Consider the following 19,333-nt stretch of genomic DNA (forward strand, 5'->3'; position numbering starts at 1 on the left):
TATGACGAAGTAGTTAGTCGATCTGTCGAAAACATATAAAAACGGCGTAAAAAATCCGTATGCAGATTCATGTCATGCGCGGTCGATCTTGCGCGCCAGAATAATCGACGTGGTGGTCCGCTCCACGCCTTCGAGTCCGCCGATCTGATCGAGCAGATCGTTCAGCCGATCGGGCGAATCGGCGCGCAGCCACGCGACGTAATCGAACTCGCCGCTCACCGCGCACAGCAACTGCACCTCGGGCATCTTGCCGAGGCGTTTCTGCACGGCCGGCCCATGTCGCGGGGCGATGATGATGCCGACATAAGCCTGAATGCTCGAGTCGAGCACGTCCTGGCCGAGCCGCACGCTGTAGCCCGCGATCACGTTGCTGCGTTCGAGCCGCGCGATCCGCGCGATCACCGTGGTGCGCGCCACGTCCAGTTGACGCGCGAGATGGGCGACGCTCTCACGCGCATTGGCCTGCAGCAATGCAACGAGGTTGCGGTCGAGGTCGTCGAGTTGATCGAGGCGCGGTGGTCTCATCGAGGGCAAGGGGAAGTTGGTCGGCAATGAAGCGGATTATCGCGCGTTCGGGGCGTGGGGCGGAGGGCTTTCGTGGTGTAGCGCGGGTGGGTCGCGCTCAAGCACATGCATCGCCCATACAGCGCGCGCGGGTTTCAAATGCCGCTCATATGCCGAACCGTTCGACCACGAAGTCGACGAAACTGCTCAGCTTGCGCGTGGCGCGGCGATCGCGCGGGTACACCAGATTAACCGGTGCGCCGTCCGGCAGATAGTCTTCCAGCACCGATACCAGTTCGCCGCTCGCGATCTCTTTCGCGAGCAACACCTCCGGCTGCAACACCAGCCCGAAGCCGTGCAACGCGGCCACCTTGAGCGCCTGGCCGTTGTTCGCGCGAAAGCGTCCGGCGCGCAACTGGTTTTCGTCCTGGGTCTCGCCGTTTAGCCGCCACAAGCCTTCGCGGCCCCAATGCAGAAATCCGAGGCATTCGTGATGCACCAGATCGGCCGGCGTGCGCGGCGTGCCGACGCGCGCCAGATACGCGGGCGACGCGCAGGCTCGCATCCGGTAAGGCCGCAACGGCCGCGCGACAAAACTCGAATCCGGCAGACGGCCGATCCGCACCGACGCGTCGAAGCCCTCTTCCACCAGATCGACGATCCGGTTCGACAGATCGAGTTCGAGGCTCACGTCCGGCCATGCGCTCAGATAGTCGGTCATGGCCGGCGCGAACACTTCGACGCCATAAGTCAGCGGCACCGTCACCTTGAGCAGACCGCGCGGCGCGGCCGCCATCGCTTCGGCGAGCGACTCCGCTTCCTTCACGTCGGTGAGAATCCTTCTGCACTGCTCGTAATACTGCCGGCCGATTTCCGTGAGACTCTGACGACGCGTGGTGCGCGTGAGAAGCCGCGTCGCGAGCCGGGTTTCGAGCGAGCGGATATGTTTGCCCACCATCGCCGACGAAATGTCGAAACGTTCGGCCGCCGCAGTCAGGCTGCCCGCTTCGACGACCGCAACGAAGATCTCCATGCTGACGAATTTATCCACCCGCTATTTCCTGTTGGTTTCGGTTGTAAGCGTTTGTCGCACTGCATTCGCATTGTAGGGATAACGTGATATTAATAGCGGCGACGGCGAAGTGGGCAGCCGGCCGCCTTGCACGCCGAAAGCGAATGCAGCGTGGGCCGCTCGCCATGCTCGCCTTGTCCCAATTCGAACAGACATCAGGAGTTTCGATGAAAAAAGCACTGGTAATGCTGGCCTCCGCCATCGCAATGAGCGGCGCGTTCGCACAAACCCCCGCGCCCGCAGCGGCGCCGGCGAGCGCCTCGGCACCCGCCGCCAAGGCCGGCCACGAGCGCAATGTCGAAGACCGCATCGCCTATCTGCACACGCAGTTGAAGATCACGTCGGCGCAGGAATCGCAATGGAATGCGTTCGCGGACGTGATGCGCAACAACGGCCAGACGATGGGCCAGTTGTTCCAGCAGCGCAAGGCGTCGGGCAACCTGTCGGCAATCGACGACATGAAGCAGTACGCGGACATCACGCAGGCCCATGCTGACGGCATGAAGAAACTGGTCGACGCGTTCGATCCGCTGTACAGCAGCTTCTCGCCGGAGCAGAAGAAACTCGCTGACGTGACGTTCCATCAACCGGGCGGCGTGGCAGGCGGTGGCCGTGCGCAGCATCACGGAAAGCGCGCCGGCAAGGCAGCGCCCGCTAGCGACGCCGACGTGAAGCCTTGATGAAGCGTTGGTGAAGCATTGATGAAGAATCAAGCGGGCTGAAGATGCGTGCGTAGCGTATCGGGTTATGCGCTACGCACGGCCCGCAATCCATGGCGATTACAATACCGCCATGACCGAACTGAAAAACATCGACCTCCGCACCGACGCGGCCGCACTGCGCGTCATCAAAGACGAAACCGTCATGGTGGAATTCGCGGCTGCCGAAGGCGAGCTGATGAGCCTCGAAGGCCCGAACCGCTACGCTCACGGCGACGCGCTGATCACAGGATCGACAGGCGACCGCTGGGTCGTTTCACGCGAACGCTTCGACGCCAAATATCTGCCGGTGGATGCCGCTCTCGCTCACGGCGAACCGGGTCCGTACCGCAACCGCCCCGCGGTGCTGCTCGCGAAACAGATGCATGAAGCCTTCTCGATGGCGCGCTCCGCGCAAGGCGGCGACGTGCTGCACGGCACCGCCGGCGACTGGATCATGCAATACGCGCCTGGCGATTACGGCGTGGTCCAGGCGGCCCGCTTCGCGAAGGTTTATCGGCGCGTGGAGTAAATGCTGATCGATGTGGGTCGACGCCCGGTGTCGTTCGAGCGTCGCCTCTCAACACCTGCATCCTAAGCAAACTCGTCGCCCAGATCGACCGTCACTTCCTTCGGCACCGCCTCGCCGTTCGCATACTGTTCTTCGAGCGAGCCGATGCTCGCTTCCACATACGCGCGCAACACCGCAAAACTCCGTCCGCGCAGCCGTGCCGGTAACGCACGGTAACGCGCGAGCGCGGGCGGCGTCACCACCACGGTCATCACGATCCGGCGCGCGGTCGAACCGAAGCGCATCGCGACCCAGTGAATCGCCAACGTCGGCGGCACATCGTCGGCCGCGCGCTGGATGAATTGCGTCTGCTCCGGGAACAGATCGCTGATGACGCGCGCCAACTCCTCGAACTCCGGGTTCGCGCAGTCGTATTGGTAAGCTTCTTCCATGGGATGAGCCGAAATTAGAGGATCGTCGATGACTTGCGTTGCAGGCTCATCATGCGGCCCGCGCGGGGCGTCGGAACGTTCTGAACAGCACGCCCGTCACGATTACCGCGCCCACCGCATAGACGCCGTCCACCGCCGCGAGCGGCACGAGGTTCGCCTGGAACAGCGCGGCCGGCACGTCGACCAATGCATGCAACACGATCGCGAGCGGCAGGATACCGCGCCAGCCCGCGCGCACGCCACGCCACATCAACACCGAGAGGCCAATCTGGAACACCAGCGCGGCCACCCGTTCGAGTGCAAAAATACCGGCCGTCTGCGGCGTCAGGCTGGCGAGAATCATGTGGATGCGCATGATCGCGTCGGTCGGCAGATTGCTCAGGTAGCCGTCCAGTTCGCCGCGATTTTCGAAGACCGCGAACAGGATCCATTGAATCTGCACCAGCACGCCGACCAGCCACGCTTCCGCGCCGCCATGCCCGAGGCCGTAGGTGAGCGCGGTGCCGTCGCCGCTCGTCGCGCGGGCGTCGAAACCGGGTTTCGCCGCCGCGCGTTTGAGCAGCAGACGCATGCCGATGAAGCGCCCCACTTCCTCGCAAACACCCGCGGCCAATGCGCCGTACACGACGAACGCCAGCGGATTCGACAGGAAGGCGGCAGTCGCCTCGTTTCGATGCAGCACGAAATCGTTCAGCGCGCGCTCGATCACCATCGCGAACAGCGCGAACACGGCGATGCCGGCGATCGCGTCGCGCGGATTCAACGCGAGCGGCCGGCGCAGACGGCGGTAGATCAGGAAGGGTAAAGCGGCGACAAAAAGCGTCGCGAGGGCGAGGCTCGACAGGGTAAGCGGTGCAACAACCATGAGTTTCCTTGCGATGTCCGGCGCGCACCCGCTGCGCGCCGCAGCCCGAATGATCGCAGATCAGCGCGAAGTCGGCGCAAACCGGGAAGAAACTCGACGAGAATTCGGTGCGAACCCGGTGCGAACTCAACGAGATTCGACCGTGAATTCAACGCAGAGTCGAAGCGCGAACGATCAATTCGCCGGGCAGCAGACAATCGCGCGCCGTGGTCTGAACACCCTCGATGCGCTCGTGCAGGAACTCGACCGCACGGTAGCCGATCTCGTAGGTCGGCTGGCGGATCGTGGTGACGCCGGTCAACTCGGCCCATTCGGGATCGTCGATCGACAGCAGCGCGACGCGTGCCTGCCACTGCGTGCCGTAGCGCGCTTTCAGATGCAGCGCGAGGCACAGCGCGACCGGCCCGTTGGCCGCGAAGAGTGCGATGCGATTCGCGCGACCGGGGGCGCCGGCCGCATCGATCGCCTGGTCCAGTTCGGCGAGGCCGCGCTCGACTGCTTGCTGGTCCGCGAGATTCAGCACGAGCGTATGGCCACGAACATGACCGCCCGCACCGTTCACCCGAGCCATCGCGTCGCGAAACGCCGCTTCGCGCAACTGTCGCGAGCTGACCTGCTCGAACGGTTGCACGACGAACCAGATATCGTCGAAGCCGTTGTCCAGCAAATGCCGCGTGCCGAGCTCCGCCGCGGCCCGGTTGTCGAGGCCGACCATATCGGTTACGAGCCCGTCCACCGAACGGTCGACCAGCACCGCCGGAATCCCGCCGCCACCGACCGGCCGCAGTGTTTCTTCCCGCACGCCGAGCGCGTTGACGATCACACCTTCCACGCGATACGTGGTCAGCAGTTGCAGATAGCGGCGCTCCATCTCGACTTCGTTGGCCGCGTGGCAGATCAGCGGCATCAGGCCGAGCGCATGACAGGCCGCCTCCACGCCTTGCAGCACTTCGACGGTGTACGGATTCGTCAGGTCGGCGAGCAGCATCCCGATCAGCCGATTGCGGCCGCGCTTCAGACCCCGCGCCATCTGGTTCGGCTGATAGTCGAGCCGCTCGATCGCCGTCTCGATGCGCGCGCGCAGTTCGGGCGACAGCGCGCTCAACTCGCCGTTCAGATAGCGCGAGATGCTGGTCTTGCCGGTGCCGGCTTCGCGCGCGACATCGGTGATCGTCGCGCGGCGCGCCGTGACCCCAGGCGACGCACTCATTTTTTCGGCGCGTTCAGCACGTCGCGATTGACGATGTTGACGGCCAGTGTGCCGTCGAGCGCCGCGACCAGATTTTCCGCCGCGTTGCGCGCCATCGCGTGGCGGGTTTCGTGCGTCGCCGAACCGATGTGCGGCAGCGCGACCACGTTCGGCAATGTCAGCAACGGCGAGTCGGCCGGCAGCGGCTCGGTATCGAACACGTCGAGACCCGCGCCGTGAATCGTGCCGTTTTGCAGCGCCTCGATCAGCGCCGGTTCGTCGACGGTCGCGCCGCGCGACGCGTTGATCAGGATCGCGCTCTTCTTCATCGACTTGAGTTCGGCCGCGCCGATCAGGTGCTTCGTCTCGGGCGTCAGCGGAACCTGCAGACAGACGAAGTCCGAGCTCGCGAGCAACTCGGCCAGCTCGACGCGACGCGCGCCGTAGGCCTGCTCCGCGTGCGCGTTCGGGCTGCGGTTCGTGTAGAGCACCTTCATGTTGAAGCCGAGCGCCGCGCGCCGCGCAACCGCGCCGCCGATGCGCCCCAGCCCGACGATGCCGAGCGTCTTGCCCTGCACGTCGACGCCGAAATGTTCCGGGCCGATGCTGTGCGTCCACTGCCCGGCCTTGACCCAGTCGGCCAATTCGACCACACGGCGCGCCGACGCCAGGATCAGCGAGAACACCGTGTCGGCGGTGGACTCGGTCAGCACGTCCGGCGTGTGCGCGAGCACGATGCCGCGGCGCGTGAGATCGGCGACGTCGAACTGGTCGAAGCCCACCGAGATCGTCGACAACGCCTTCAGACGCGTCGCGCCTTCAAGCATCGCCGGCGTGATCTTCACGCTCGAACCGATGCCGCCGTCCGCGTCTTTCAACGCGGCGACGAACGCGTCGTGCCGGCCCGGATCGACCTCCACGACCTGTGCGTGCTGTTGCAGATACGCGAGGACATCCTCGGGCAACGACTTCCAGGCGACGATCTTCTTCATCAGCTTATTTTCCTTGCAACGGTGTGGCGAGCGTGCGCGCGTGGGCCGAGTCCTGCTGTTGCGGCTTGACGGCCAGCGTCAGGATCACCGCGGCGACGAGCGCCACGCTCATGAATGCATACGATGCCGCGGGCGAGCCGGTCGCGCCGTTCAGATAGCCGACCACATACGAGCCGACGAACGAACCGAGCGCGCCCATGCTGTTGATCAGTGCCATCGCGCCGCCCGCGACGTTCTTCGGCAGCAGTTCCGGCACGATCGCGAAGAACGGCCCGTAGGGTGCGTACATCGCGGCGCCGGCGATCACCAGCAACGCGTACGACAGCCAGAAGTGCGTGGAGCCGAGCGCATAGGATGCCGCGAACGCCACCGCGCCGATCAACAGGAACGGCCATACGAACAGTTTGCGGCGCTCGAGTTTATCCGATGCCCATGACGCTGCAAGCATCGCGATGGTCGCGGCCAGATAAGGCAGCGCCGACAGCCAACCGGTTTCGACCATGCCGAGCGTCGAACCGTTCTTCAGGATCGACGGCAACCACAGCACGAAACCGTACACGCCGATGCTCCAGCAGAAATACTGCGCGCTGAGCTTGATCACGGCCGGCGTGCGGAACGCTTCGCTGTAATTGCGCACCGGCTTGATCGTGGCCTGCTCAGCGCGCAGCGTTTCGGCGAGTTCGTCCTTCTCCTGCTGCGTGAGCCACGACACCTGCTGCGGCTTGTCCTTGACGATGAACCACCAGCAGATCGCCCACAGGATCGCGGGCGCGCCTTCGGCGATGAACATGTGACGCCAGCCGAACGAGTGCACCAGATAGCCCGACACCACCGACATCCACAGCACCGTCACCGGATTGCCGAGAATCAGGAAGGTGTTGGCGCGCGAGCGCTCGCTTCTGGTGAACCAGTTGCTGATGAAGATCAGCATCGCGGGCATCACCGCCGCTTCGACCACGCCGAGCACGAAGCGGATCACCATCAGCGACGGAATATTGCTGACCATGCCCGTGAGCGACGCGCAACCGCCCCACAGCACGAGGCTCCAGAACACCAGTTTCTTGACGCTGCGGCGTTCGGCGTAGATCGCGCCGGGAATCTGGAAGAAGAAATAGCCGAGGAAGAACAGCGCGCCGATCAGCGACGCCAGCCCTTTGCTGATGCCGAGATCCTGGTTGATGCCGGCTGCCGACGCGAAGCCGAAGTTCGCGCGGTCGAGGTAGGCGAGGCTGTAGGTGATGAAGACGATCGGCATGATCGTCCACCAACGGCGAATCGCAAGCGATGAGGTCATAGGTGTCTCCGATTTGTTGCGCCGTTCTTTGCGCCGTTCTTCCCAGCGCTTCAGGCAACCGCCGCGGTACGTGGCGCGCTCGCCGCATCCGCCGCTTCCAGCGCATCCAGTTCCGCGCGGCTCGGCAGTCCTTCCGAATCGCCGATCACCTGAATCGCCAGCGCGCCGATCCGGTTGCCGCGCGCCACCGCGTACGGCAGCGGCTTGCCTTCGAGCAGCGCGCTCACTACGCCGACCGCGAAACCATCGCCTGCGCCGACCGTGTCCACCACCTTCGCGACCGGTTGACCGGCGATCACCGCGGCGTCGTCGGCGGTGCGGAAGTACGCGCCTTGCGCGCCGAGCTTGATGATCACACCGCGCGCGCCGCGCTCGAGATAGAACTTCGCGATGTCGTCCGGTTGCGTGTAGCCGGTCAGGATCTCGCCTTCGCCGATGCCGGGCAGCACCCAGTCGGCCAACGCGGCCAGCGAATTCAAGCCGTCCACCATCGCGTCGCGCGACGGCCACAGCGTCGGCCGCAGATTCGGGTCGAACGAAATCGTCTTGCCTGCGGCACGCATCTCACGTGCCAGATGGAACGCCAGTTCGCGCGAACTGGCCGAGATCGCCGGCGCGACGCCGGTCAGATGCAGATGACGCGCGCCCAGCACATAGTCCGCCGCATAGTCCTCCAGCGACAGATGACTCGCGGCCGAGCCCTTGCGGAAATATTCGATCGCGGGATCGCTGCCGTCGTCGTTCTTCGATTTCAGTTGAAAGCCGGTCGGGTAGCGTTCGTCGGTGATCACGCGGCGCTGGTCGATGCGCTCTTTCGTCAGCGTGTCGCGCACGTACTGGCCGAACGAATCGTTGCCGACGCGGCTCATCCAGCCCACCTTGAAACCGAGTCGCGAAAGGCCGATCGCCACGTTCAGGTCGGCGCCCGCGACGCGCTTCGTGAATTGCCCGACACCCGCGAGCGGGCCGGTCTCGGCGGCCACGAACATGGCCATCGCTTCACCGTAGGTGACGACGTCGAGTGCTGCGCCTGGGTTGCTCATGCTTCGCTCCTGCGTGTTTCGTTGCTGCGGGTTAGGCGGGGTGTACATTTGAATCGCTGTGGACTGCGGCGCCTTGTTTCTGCGTTTCTGCGTTTCTGCGTTTGTTGTCGCGCGCATCCGGTCTCGCTCGCCGCGCGCTTTTGTCACTGCTCTCAGGTCCTACGCGCCGCTCACGCGGCGGCCAGCCACGCGACGTAACGCGTCGCGTCCGCTTCGATACGCTGCGTATCGAACGGAAATTCGATGCCGCGCGGCACATCGCGCGGCAGGTTGTTCAGTACCGCGGTGAATTGCGGATCGTCCGCGGCGGGAGCGGCCGGGAAACGCCGCGCGCCCTCGCCCACCGCCGTCTTGCAGTGGACGTATTCGACGTGCGCCGCCAGCAGCTTCGCGGCATCGAGCGGCGCAACTTCGCGCCACGCCCAGTTGCCGATGTCGAAGGTCATACCGAGCACGCCCGCACGATCTTCGCGCGTCAACGCGTCGAAGAGGCCGGTGAATTGCGCGAGCGAACCGCCTTCGGCCAGTTGGCCGTTCTCGACCACGAGCCGCACTTTCGCACCACGCGTGTCGTCGGCGATGAGCGCGGCCTGCGCGCCCTGCGCGTCCCCGGCAAAGCCACCGAGTTGCAGCTTCACGAAGCGGGCGCCGAGCGCGGTGGCTTCGTCGAGTGCCCGGCGCAATGCGGCGCGATCGAGCCGGCCTTCGCTCGTGTACAGCGAATCGGGCGTCGAATAGACCGACCACAAGCCGGCTTCCGCAATCGACTGGCCCAACGTACGCAGCGCCTGCGGCGCGGCGTCGGCTTCGTCGGCGAACAGTTCGCGGCGCACTTCGAAACCGCTCGCGCCGGCTTTCGCTGCGACGTTTGCCCATCTGGCATGACCGCCCGAGCGAACCGCGTCCATCCCGAACGCACTTGCCACGATTACCACCTCGATTGCGTCAGCCATGTCGAATTTACTCTGTTCTTCTTCTGGAAACCGCGCTTGGAACCGGTTCCAAATCTTTGCTGAAAAAAAGCGCCGCAGCGCTTTGGATGACCGAATAGTGCGCCGAGCCCGCCTCGATGCACCATAGTGGAAATCCCCAGGCGCGGGCATCGGCGGGCGGCTCACTCAGTTTCAAACCGCCTCAGCGAGACACAACGCAAGAAATTGCTCAACCACCCGGGACGGCGCGCTCGCATGAGGGACCAGAATCGACAGCCGCCGCGTCAACGGCTCGGGACTCAGTGAAAACAGCCTCAGCGCGGCGTCTTCGTGGCGCATCGACATCGCTGAAACAAAGCCGATGCCCATGCCTGCCCGCACCGCTTCCTTAACCCCTTCTACCCCCGCAATTTCCAGCGCCACGCGCATCGGCACGCCGGCCCGCGCGAACGCGCGCTCGACGATCTGTCGCACGGCCGAGCCGGCTTCGCGCAACACCAGCGGCTGGGCGCCGAGCGCCGCCAATTCCACGCGCCGGGCGCCGTTGCCGTTGCCGAAGTCGGAAACCGAAACCGAATCCCCCCCTCCCTGCGCCAGCGGATGCCCAGCCGGCATGATCGCGACAATCTCGTCCTCCCGCCACGCGTGTACAGCGGTGTCCGGCGGCAACTCCCCGCCGGCCGGCCCTTCGATCATCGCAATATCCACCGACCCGAGCGCGCCGACGATCTCGCTGGTATTGCCGTCCGCGGTATGCAGCGTCACGTCCGGATAGCGGCGCCGGAAATCGGCGATCAGATACGGCAGCAGATAGCTCGCCGGCGTAGTGCTCGCGCCGATCCGCAACGTGCCCTGCTCAAGCCCGCGCAGCGCGTCGCGATACGCGTGCGCCTGCCGCCACGTATCGCGCAGCCGCATCGCATAGCTCGCCAGTTGCTCGCCGGCAGGCGTGAGACGCACGCCGCGGCCGTCGCGCTGATAAAGCGGCTCGCCGAACTCCTCCTGTAACTGACGCAATTGTCCGGACACGGCCGGCTGCGACAGATGCAGCGCCAAAGCCGCCCGGCTGATGTTGCGATGCTCGGCGACGGCGGCAAACGTTATAAGTTGATCGGGGGTCATGGCATGAAACTATCAGATTGGCCGATATTTCACATTCTAAATCATGATTTTTCATATCGATATATCTACTTTAGGATTAGACCCGTCGAATCAAGTCCGTCACACAGTCACAGGAAGGCGCCACGCCATGTCCACCGCTCACCTCACCGCTTCCGCTACACCGGGATCTACCACCCGCGGCCAGCTCAACGGCATTCTGTTCGTCGCGCTGTTCGCCGCCGCCGTGACCCGCATCGCGCAGATCCCGGCGATCGCCGGCCTGGGCCTGAGCCCGCTGATCGTCGGTATCGTCGCCGGCGCCCTCTACGGCAATGCGCTGCGTGACGGCGTGCCCGAGAGCTGGGCGGCCGGCGTCAACTTTTCCGCGCGCAAGCTGCTGCGGATCGCCGTCGCGTTTTTCGGCCTGCGCGTGAGCTTGCAGGAGATCGCGCAAGTCGGCCTGCCGGGTCTCGCGGAATCGGTGTTGATCGTCGTCAGCACGCTGGTGATCGGCACGTGGGCCGGCATGAAGATCATGAAGCTCGATCGCGACACGGCCCTGCTGACCGCCGCGGGCAGCGCGATCTGCGGCGCGGCCGCCGTGCTCGCGTTCGAATCGACACTGCAATCGAAGCCGCACAAGAGCGCGATGGCGGTGGGCAGCGTCGTGCTGTTCGGCACGCTGTCGATGTTCCTCTACCCGGTGCTGTTCAATGCGGGCTGGCTGCATCTGGATACGGTCGGCGCGGGACTGTTCTTCGGCGGCACGATCCACGAAGTGGCGCAAGTCGTCGGCGCGGCCAGCAACGTGAGCCCGGAAGCGACGCACATTGCCACCATCGTCAAGATGACGCGCGTGATGCTGCTGGTGCCGGTGCTGCTCGCGGTCGGCATGTGGGTGAACCGTTCGCCGCGCGGCGCGACCACGGCCGGCGCCGACGACGGCCAACCGCGCGCCGCGCGCAAGCTGGCGATTCCGTGGTTCGCGCTCGGTTTCCTCGGCTTTGTCGTGATCAATTCGCTGCACGTGCTGCCGGAAAGCGCGACCAGCACGCTGAATACGCTCGACACCTTCGCGCTCACGATGGCCATGACCGCACTCGGCATCGAAACGCGTATCTCGCAGATCCGTCAGGCGGGCCCTCGCGCGCTGACCACCGGGCTGATCCTGTACGTATGGCTGATCGTCGGCGGACTGGGAATTACATGGGCCGTCCAGCACCTGCTCGGCTAAGCCGTCCCCGCCCTCGATCGAACCCCGCCGCGCGCGGGGTTTTGTGCGTTCAGACAAACATTCCGGCGGACTCGCACGGCATACTGGTTGCTAGTGCCAGTTCACGCCAACCTGTTCACGCAACCGGAATGAGGATCGATCGATGAGCCTGGAACTTTACTACTGGGACGGCCTGCAAGGCCGCGGCGAATTCGTGCGGCTGGCGCTGGAAGAAGCCGGCGCCGACTATGTGGAAGTAGCGCGCGGCGCGAAGTCCGACGGTCTCGGCACGAGCGCGATGATGGCCGTGCTGAACAGCCGCGACGAGCCGCATCCTCCGTTCGCACCGCCGTTTCTGAAAGACGGCGATCTGGTGATCGCGCAGACCGCCAACATTCTCTTTTACCTCGGGCCGAAGCTCGGTCTCGCGCCCCGCTCGGAAGACCTGCGCTATGTCGCGAACGGCCTGCAACTGACAATCGCGGACGTGGTCACCGAAGCGCACGACACGCATCATCCGCTCGCCAGCGGTCTCTACTACGAAGACCAGAAAGACGCGGCCAAGGTGCGCGCGCACGACTTCATCGACAATCGCATTCCAAAGTTCATGGGCTACTTCGAGCGCGTGCTGAAGCAGAATCCAGACGGCGACGCGTTCCTCGTCGGCGCCGCGCTCACCTACGTCGACCTCTCGATGTTCCAGTTGATCGACGGCCTGCTGTACGCGTTTCCCCGTGCGCTGAAGCGCTTCGGCGAACACTATCCGCGGCTCGCCGCGCTGCACGACGCGGTGATCGCGCGGCCGAACATCGCCGCGTATCTCGAGTCCGACCGGCGCATCGAGCATAACGAGGCCTGCATCTTCCGGCACTATCCGGAACTCGACAAGGCGGCGACCTGACTCATGGCGCCGCGCCCTCCCTTCACCCACCACCGCTCCCCTTGCCGACGTGCTTTCTTTCCTGCTGAAGCTGCGCACCCGCGCCCAACAATTGTTCCGTTTGTCCGATGCGCACACGATGCTGGTGTGGTCGGTGGTGGTCGGCGTGGCGGGCGCGTTCGCGACGATCGCCTTTCGGGAAGGCATTGCGCTGCTGCAACTGGCGGCGGTCGGCAAGTCCGGCGGCTTCGTCGAAATGGCGCGCAGCCAACCGTGGACCGTACGCATCTGGATGCCAGCGGTGGGCGGTCTGATCGCCGGTTTTTTCCTGCTGATCGCGCGCCGTTACGCTGATAAATGCGATCACATCGACTACATGGAAGCGGTCGCGATCGGCGACGGCGTGGTGCCGGTCAAGCTCAGTCTGTGGCGCAGCGTGTCGTCGCTGTTCACGATTTCGAGCGGCGGGTCGATCGGCCGCGAAGGTCCGATGGTGCAACTGGCGGCGCTGGTCGCGTCGCTGATCGGCCGCTGGGTGCATTTCGATCCGCCGCGTCTGCGGCTGCTCGTCGCGTGCGGCGCGGCGGCGGGGATCACGTCGGCGTATAGCGCGCCGATCGCCGGCGCGTTTTTCGTCACCGAGATCGTGCTCGGTTCCATCGCGATGGAAAGTTTCGGGCCGGTGGTCGTGTCGGCCGTGGTCGCCAACATCACGATGCGCGAGTTCACCGGCTACAAGCCGCCGTACGAGATGCCGGTGTTTCCGCCGGTGGCGGGCCTCGAAGTGCTGCTGTTCGTCGCGCTCGGGCTGATTTGCGGCGCGGCCGCACCGCAATTCCTGCGCTTGCTCGACGTCTCCAAAGCGGGCTTTCGCAAGCTGCCCTTGCCGCTGCCGATCCGGCTCGCGCTGGGCGGCCTCGTGGTCGGGATTCTGTCGGTGTGGTCGCCCGAGGTGTGGGGCAACGGCTATAGCGTCGTCAATTCGATCCTGCATTCGCCGTGGACGTGGAGCGCGCTCGTCCTCGTACTGGTGTTCAAACTGATCGCGACGGCGGCAACCGCCGGGTCGGGCGCGATCGGCGGTGTGTTCACGCCGACGCTGTTCTTCGGCGCGGTGCTCGGCTCGCTGTTCGGCCAGGTCATGCATGCGGTGTGGCCGCATGGCACCTCCGCGCCGTTCGCTTATGCGATGGTCGGAATGGGCGCGTTCCTCGCGGGCGCAACCCAGGCGCCGCTGATGGCGATCATGATGATCTTTGAGATGACGCTCAGCTATCAGGTGGTGCTGCCGCTGATGCTGTCGTGCGTGGTCGCGTATTTCGTGTCGCGCGCGATCGGCAAAACCTCGATGTACGAAATCACGCTGCGCCGCAATCGCGACGAACAGGAACGCACACGGCTGCGCGCGACGCAGATGCGCGAACTGATCCGCCCCGCGCAAACCGTCGTGCCGCCGAACGCGAGCGTGCAGGACATGACCCGCGTGTTCCTCGAATATCCGGTCAAGTATCTGTATGTCGCCAACGACTCCGGCGCGTTTCTCGGCGTGGTCGCGCTGAAGGACATCACGTCCGACCTGCTCGACAAACGCGATACTTCGGCGAAAACCGCAGTGGATTACCTGCGCCATTTCGACGTGCTGACGCCCGATATGCCGCTCGGCGTCGCGCTTCAGCATTTCATGGCGTTTCAGGGCGAACGGCTGCCGGTGATCGAGAGCGCGGCGAATCCGAAGCTCGCGGGCGTGGTGTACAAGACCTCCTTGCTCGACGCCTACTTCCGGATGAATCCGGTGCGCTAGACAAGCGCCGGCGGATCGCCCGATGCAAAGCGCGCGCGATTTCCTACAATGAATCAAACGCTGCGGCGAAACGCCCGCAGCGCGCGTTACGCCAGGCGGGCGCACCCAGACGGGTGTCCCCAACGCCCGCCCTTCGACCGGAGCGAAGATGAGCGAACCGTCCCTCGATGCCACACGCCGCGACCAGGCGGGCTGGATTTTTCTGCATATCGAAGGCGAGCCGTACGATCGCGGCGAACAGCACGGCCAGTTGCTCGCCACTGAAATCCACAACGCGATCCGCACCGCACGCTACCTCGCGAAGTGGGACACCGGCGAAGAGTTCGACACCTTCGTGAACGCCGCCGTCTCGCAGTTCGCCAACCAGCTCGACACCGAATTCGCCGACGAAATCCAGGGCATCGCCGACGGCGCCAGATTGCCGTTCGCCGAAGTGCTCGCGTGGAACGGCTACATGGATCTGCTGCAAAGCTGGTGGCCGAGCCACGCGGCGGCGCGCCAGCCGAACCTCGGCGTGAAACCCTGGCGCGGGCGGCGCGGCCATCATTGCAGCGCGTTCGTCGCGACCGGCAATGCGACGCGCGACGGCCGCATCGTGATGGCGCACAACTCGTGGGACCGTTACGCCGCCGGCGACGCGTTCAACGTGATCTTCGACATCGTGCCGGACCGCGGCAATCGCATCCTGATGCAAGGACTGCCCGGCTGCATTTCCAGCCTGACCGATTTCTGGGTGACGGGCGCCGGGTTGATGGTCACCGAAACCACGATCTCGAACTTCGTCGGCTATAACGCTGCGGGCGCGCCGGAGTTTTACCGTTCGCGGCGCGCGTCGCAGTATGCGAAGGACATCGGCGAATGGTGCGAAATGTTCACGATCGCCAACAACGGCGGCTATGCGAACAGTTGGCTGCTCGGCGACGCCAAAACCGGCGAGATCGCGCGCTATGAACTGGGCTTGCACCACTCGGGCTTCGAGAGCACGAAAGACGGCTTCTACAGCGGCTACAACACCGCGACCGATCTGAAGATCCGCAACCAGGAATGCATCGGCGAAGGCGAAGACTATACGGACGTGCGCAAGAACGGCGCGCGGCGGCTGCGCTTCATGCAGCTCGAAGAAATGCATTACGGCAGGATCGACGTCGAGCTCGCGAAGCAGATGATCGCCGACCATCACGACGTGTATCTGGACCGCAGCGACAATCCGTGTTCGCGCACGATCTGCGGGCATCTGGAACTGGACGACGCGCGCTTCGGCGGCACCGACCACGGGCCGTTCAATCCGTGGGGCGCCAACGACGGCAAAGTGGTCGACAGCGACATGGCGCGCAACATGGCGTTCAGCGCGCGCTGGGGTCATCCCTGCGGGCGGCCGTTCGACGCGCAGGCGTTCATGAAGCGCCATCCGCAGTGGAACTGGCTGAACGGCTATATGCGCGACCGGCCTTCATGGCCGTGGACGCGGTTCGAGGTGCTGCGCTAGGGGCTACCGTGCAGTGACGTGACCATGCCACGCCGCAGCGACGCCCCGCACGACCGTTCGCGACGCCGCTGTCTTTTTCCTGCCATCATGCGAAATCTACAATAGCGTTTTGCCGGATTTGTCCGTGCGCGGCAGGATTTGCGCATCTAACATGGTTAGATGCGCGTGGCCGCAAGCAGCCAAGCCACGCGCATACTGGCCGTTTCTTCGACGCGGGGACGGCACAGCGCTTGCTCACTCGATAGCGCCGCATGAGCTTAGGAGGTCGGGCGATGAAAACCTCGACGCTGTTGATCATGGTGACGCTGTCAGCCTCGTGTTTTGCCGCGCCGGTTCACACCGCGCCGGACAGCACGACCGCCAATAGCCTGGCCGAACGCGCCAACGCCGCGCCCGTCGCGCCGTCGGCACCCGATGTCGCTGCGACGCAAGACAATCTTCCGCAGCAGTGGGACCATATCGCGCTGCCCAAGTCGCGACATCTCGACCGTAGTTTTAGCGGCCAGAACGAGCGCCTGCAGACCTGATGCGTGGCGATGGCAGGCGCGTACGTGACAGCGGCGAGCGGCACCCTTCCCCTTCGAATAACAGGAGCGCTTGCATGACCGCATCGGCTTTTCCCGACGAATCCATCGACCTGCAGATCGCCGACCTTCTGCGCGAAGTCCGCTTCCCGGCCAACAAGGACGCACTCGTCGACGCCGCGCGCGAAGCCGGCGCGAGTAATGAACTGGTGTCGATGCTGGATGGACTGCCCGAACAGGATTACAACGACGCGGCATCCGTTACGCAACTCGTGGGCGGGAATTACGGGCCAGGGTTGGGCGGCTAAGGTTGTCGCCGGCACGGGCTTTCCGTTGAAGTGGCCGCCGCCCCTGCGGTCACTCATAAATACGCGCCGGTACCCGGCGCGTCATCCCTCACACCTCAAACCGGCGAAGACGCCGCGAAACGCGCTTGCGCGACCTTACGCGCAGGTCGCCCGGGTTGTGCCACTTCACAGGGCAACGCCGACGCGGGCAGATCAGCGGCGTACGCCGGCGACCCGGCGGCTGCCGCGCGCGCCGGTGCGAAGCTGTGCGGCTCGCGAGCGGGCGCATCGCCGTTCTGCTGGAAGTACTCGACCAGGTGATCGATGAAGGTCCGCACTTTCGCCGGCAAGTGCAACCGGCTCGGATACGCAATCGTGATTTCGATCTGCGGCAGACGATATTCGCCGAGCAGCGGCACGAGCCGCCCGCAAGCCAGATCGCGACCGATCAGATAACTCGGCAGAATCGCCACGCCCATGCCGAGCAGCGCGAACTGCCGCAGCATCTCGGTGTTGTTAGCAGCGATCGCGTTATTGGGTCGCACGCGTACTTCGCCGTTTGGTCCTGTGAACACGCGTTCGTCGCCGGTCTGCTCGGATGGCCGACTCAGACAGGGATGCGCCAGCAGATCCTCGGGGCGGGTCGGCATGCCGTGTTCCTGCAAATACGCGGGTGTCGCGCAGACCGTCATGTTGCCGGTGGTCAAACGCCGCGTGACGATGCTTGCGCTGCGCATTTGCCGCGCCACCAGAATGCCGACATCGAAGCTCTCTTCAACCAGATCGACATGACGGTCGACCAGCGTCACATCCGGCACGACATCCGGATAGCGCGCCGCATACGACTGCACGACCGGTGCGAGGCTGTGCAGCCCGAACACGACTGGCGCGACGATGCGCAGGGTGCCGACCGGCTCGTGATTGCGTGCGACCACCATTTGCTCGACGCCTTCGAGGTCGTCGAGAATGTGACGCACGCGCTCGAGATAGGTGGTGCCGGATTCGGTCAGCGAAAGACGGCGCGTGGTGCGATTGAGCAGGCGGGTGCCGAGTCGCCCTTCGAGATCGGCGACGTGCCGTGTGACGACTGCTGTGGACAGATCCAGCGCATGGGCCGCGCCGACAAAACTGCCGAGGTCGGCCACCTTGACGAATACGCGCATCGACTGCAATTGATTCATGGACGACTCCTGCCTCGGTAAAGCCGGGCCGGCGCGACGCTGCCGCCTCTATCGACCCGCACCGCAACGCGCGCGCAGGTTGCCCAACGATCCGATTGTAGCTAGCCGACCATGTCCCAACCCTGACTCGAAGATGACAATCCGGACAGGTTCGCGACGCGTTCTTAACACCTCAGCGAGAATCCCAATACAGATTGAAGCTAGGTATAAACCCTTATCACTGATAAAATGGCGGTCAAAGGAACTGATTGCCATGCCCCAACGTTTTCAACTTTTCGAAAAAATCGCATTTTCTGTGGTCTGCTGGTTCGCGATAGCGTGTTCGGCGTTCATCGCCTACGAGCGCTGCCCGGACATCAAGATCGCGCTACACGTGGGCGCGGAAGCGTTGCGCTACACGGGCCAATATTCGTTCGCATGCGCGGCGCCCGCCGCGGACGTATGCGCGCAACTCCCGGCAAACTAAAAAAGAAATAGCGAAGCGCCGGTGCAATGAAGCGCCGCCGGAACCAGATCGACGGGACGCAACAAAAAGCCCACGCGCGCCGCGCCTCTCAAGCATCCCTTCCGAACACAACCCTGGCAAAGAACCCCGCCAACACCCCTTCGGCAACCTCCGCAGTCACATGCTGCGGATCGACGGTATAGAAGAACTGCACCCCGTCGCACAACCCCATCAGCCCCAAAGCCAGCGTCTCCGCCGTCAACGGCAACGGCGTCCCCACCCGCGCCGAAAACTCGCGAATATACGCCGCCAACTGCGCGAGCTTCTCGTGAATAAACGCATTGAAACGCACACGAAAACGCCCATCCCGCACTGCGAGCAGCTTCGCCTCCACCCACAGCAGAAAACATTTATTCTCGCGATGCAGCGTACTGTAATAAGCCAGCACCCGCTGCTCCATTTCTTCGCGTGAAGCCGCGTTTTCGAAGATCGCCTGCAAGCCCGCTTGCATCACTTCATGATCGCGCCGTAGCAACTCCAGAAACAGTTCGCTCTTGCTGCGGAAGTTCGAATAGAACGCGCCACGTGTATAGCCCGCCGCCTCGGCAATGTCTTCGACACTCGCCGCGACAAAGCCCTTCTTCATAAAAATCGCCTGCGCAGCATCGAGCAGACGCAAACGCGTCTGGTCTTTGCTCTGCTCGCGAGTCAGTCGTTGCCTTTTCATGGGCGCAAGTCTAGCACCGAAAGTAATCGTCATTCACTGCAACATTCAAATACAGGTGTGTATTAGAATGCAAATCAACATTCGAAGTCAGACGCGTATGCGAATCGCATGATTCGGCTGTGCGTCATAGCTGGCG

Annotated in this window: 21 protein-coding genes; 9 read left to right on the plus strand and 12 right to left on the minus strand. The window is 64.2% G+C overall.

Annotated elements, in window-relative coordinates; genetic code table 11:
• Positions 1-72 precede the first annotated feature (72 nt).
• Complete coding sequence (locus PQQ51_RS25680; protein ID WP_408499694.1) at positions 73-525, minus strand: Lrp/AsnC family transcriptional regulator; 453 nt, start codon at positions 523-525, stop codon at positions 73-75.
• Positions 526-670: 145 nt separating this feature from the next.
• Positions 671-1,555 (minus strand): LysR family transcriptional regulator, encoded by an 885-nt coding sequence (locus PQQ51_RS25685; protein ID WP_408499695.1) that lies wholly within the window; start codon positions 1,553-1,555, stop codon positions 671-673.
• A gap of 188 nt (positions 1,556-1,743) precedes the next feature.
• Between PQQ51_RS25685 and PQQ51_RS25690 the strand changes: the two genes are divergently transcribed.
• On the plus strand, positions 1,744-2,256 hold the full coding sequence (locus tag PQQ51_RS25690; protein WP_408499696.1) for a Spy/CpxP family protein refolding chaperone: 513 nt from the start codon (positions 1,744-1,746) through the stop codon (positions 2,254-2,256).
• A 112-nt stretch (positions 2,257-2,368) separates the two neighbouring features.
• Complete coding sequence (locus PQQ51_RS25695; RefSeq protein ID WP_408499697.1) at positions 2,369-2,806, plus strand: PGDYG domain-containing protein; 438 nt, start codon at positions 2,369-2,371, stop codon at positions 2,804-2,806.
• Positions 2,807-2,868: 62 nt separating this feature from the next.
• Here PQQ51_RS25695 and PQQ51_RS25700 read toward each other — a convergent pair whose 3' ends face one another.
• The 8 genes from PQQ51_RS25700 to PQQ51_RS25735 all read right to left on the minus strand — a co-directional run bounded on the left by PQQ51_RS25700 (position 2,869) and on the right by PQQ51_RS25735 (position 10,674).
• Entirely contained in the window at positions 2,869-3,237 is a 369-nt protein-coding gene (locus PQQ51_RS25700) for a DUF3022 domain-containing protein (RefSeq protein ID WP_408499698.1), read from the minus strand.
• A 49-nt stretch (positions 3,238-3,286) separates the two neighbouring features.
• Positions 3,287-4,102, minus strand: a complete 816-nt coding sequence (locus PQQ51_RS25705; RefSeq protein ID WP_408499699.1) for a YhfC family intramembrane metalloprotease — start codon at positions 4,100-4,102, stop codon at positions 3,287-3,289.
• A gap of 148 nt (positions 4,103-4,250) precedes the next feature.
• Positions 4,251-5,312, minus strand: coding sequence for a LacI family DNA-binding transcriptional regulator (locus tag PQQ51_RS25710; protein WP_408499700.1), 1,062 nt, complete (start codon positions 5,310-5,312; stop codon positions 4,251-4,253).
• Positions 5,309-6,283: a 2-hydroxyacid dehydrogenase gene (locus PQQ51_RS25715; protein WP_408499702.1), complete on the minus strand. Its 975-nt coding sequence runs from the start codon at positions 6,281-6,283 to the stop codon at positions 5,309-5,311. The genes PQQ51_RS25710 and PQQ51_RS25715 overlap by 4 nt, the downstream gene beginning before the upstream one ends.
• Before the next feature lie 4 nt (positions 6,284-6,287).
• Complete coding sequence (locus tag PQQ51_RS25720; RefSeq protein ID WP_408499704.1) at positions 6,288-7,577, minus strand: MFS transporter; 1,290 nt, start codon at positions 7,575-7,577, stop codon at positions 6,288-6,290.
• A gap of 50 nt (positions 7,578-7,627) precedes the next feature.
• Positions 7,628-8,620, minus strand: coding sequence for a sugar kinase (locus tag PQQ51_RS25725; protein ID WP_408499706.1), 993 nt, complete (start codon positions 8,618-8,620; stop codon positions 7,628-7,630).
• Between the two features lie 170 nt (positions 8,621-8,790).
• Positions 8,791-9,573 carry a sugar phosphate isomerase/epimerase family protein gene (locus tag PQQ51_RS25730; protein ID WP_408499708.1) on the minus strand — a complete coding sequence of 261 codons (783 nt, stop codon included), beginning with the start codon at positions 9,571-9,573 and terminating at the stop codon, positions 8,791-8,793.
• 171 nt (positions 9,574-9,744) lie between these two features.
• Positions 9,745-10,674 carry a LysR substrate-binding domain-containing protein gene (locus PQQ51_RS25735; protein ID WP_408499710.1) on the minus strand — a complete coding sequence of 310 codons (930 nt, stop codon included), beginning with the start codon at positions 10,672-10,674 and terminating at the stop codon, positions 9,745-9,747.
• A gap of 127 nt (positions 10,675-10,801) precedes the next feature.
• On the opposite strand from PQQ51_RS25735, the gene PQQ51_RS25740 reads away from it, so the two are divergent.
• The 6 genes from PQQ51_RS25740 to PQQ51_RS25765 all read left to right on the plus strand — a co-directional run bounded on the left by PQQ51_RS25740 (position 10,802) and on the right by PQQ51_RS25765 (position 16,865).
• A complete protein-coding gene (locus PQQ51_RS25740) occupies positions 10,802-11,887 on the plus strand; it encodes a YeiH family protein (protein WP_408499712.1) in 1,086 nt (361 codons plus the stop codon).
• A gap of 142 nt (positions 11,888-12,029) precedes the next feature.
• Complete coding sequence (locus tag PQQ51_RS25745) at positions 12,030-12,767, plus strand: glutathione S-transferase (RefSeq protein ID WP_408499714.1); 738 nt, start codon at positions 12,030-12,032, stop codon at positions 12,765-12,767.
• A gap of 49 nt (positions 12,768-12,816) precedes the next feature.
• On the plus strand, positions 12,817-14,547 hold the full coding sequence (locus PQQ51_RS25750) for a ClcB-like voltage-gated chloride channel protein (RefSeq protein WP_408499716.1): 1,731 nt from the start codon (positions 12,817-12,819) through the stop codon (positions 14,545-14,547).
• 148 nt (positions 14,548-14,695) lie between these two features.
• Positions 14,696-16,033, plus strand: a complete 1,338-nt coding sequence (locus tag PQQ51_RS25755; protein ID WP_408499718.1) for a C45 family autoproteolytic acyltransferase/hydrolase — start codon at positions 14,696-14,698, stop codon at positions 16,031-16,033.
• A gap of 272 nt (positions 16,034-16,305) precedes the next feature.
• Positions 16,306-16,560 (plus strand): hypothetical protein, encoded by a 255-nt coding sequence (locus PQQ51_RS25760; RefSeq protein WP_408499720.1) that lies wholly within the window; start codon positions 16,306-16,308, stop codon positions 16,558-16,560.
• A 74-nt stretch (positions 16,561-16,634) separates the two neighbouring features.
• A complete protein-coding gene (locus PQQ51_RS25765; protein WP_408499722.1) occupies positions 16,635-16,865 on the plus strand; it encodes a DUF2795 domain-containing protein in 231 nt (76 codons plus the stop codon).
• Between the two features lie 95 nt (positions 16,866-16,960).
• Here the strand turns inward: PQQ51_RS25765 and gvmR are convergent, their stop codons facing one another.
• Positions 16,961-18,025 (minus strand): transcriptional regulator GvmR, encoded by a 1,065-nt coding sequence (gvmR, locus tag PQQ51_RS25770; RefSeq protein ID WP_408499724.1) that lies wholly within the window; start codon positions 18,023-18,025, stop codon positions 16,961-16,963.
• 253 nt (positions 18,026-18,278) lie between these two features.
• Here gvmR and PQQ51_RS25775 point away from each other — a divergent pair, with 253 nt between their 5' ends.
• A complete protein-coding gene (locus tag PQQ51_RS25775) occupies positions 18,279-18,491 on the plus strand; it encodes a hypothetical protein (protein ID WP_408499726.1) in 213 nt (70 codons plus the stop codon).
• Between the two features lie 88 nt (positions 18,492-18,579).
• Here PQQ51_RS25775 and PQQ51_RS25780 read toward each other — a convergent pair whose 3' ends face one another.
• Positions 18,580-19,197, minus strand: coding sequence for a TetR/AcrR family transcriptional regulator (locus tag PQQ51_RS25780; RefSeq protein ID WP_408499728.1), 618 nt, complete (start codon positions 19,195-19,197; stop codon positions 18,580-18,582).
• Positions 19,198-19,333: the final 136 nt, after the last annotated feature.

The sequence above is a fragment of the Paraburkholderia xenovorans genome (genome assembly GCF_046030735.1).
Classification (GTDB): domain Bacteria; phylum Pseudomonadota; class Gammaproteobacteria; order Burkholderiales; family Burkholderiaceae; genus Paraburkholderia; species Paraburkholderia xenovorans_A.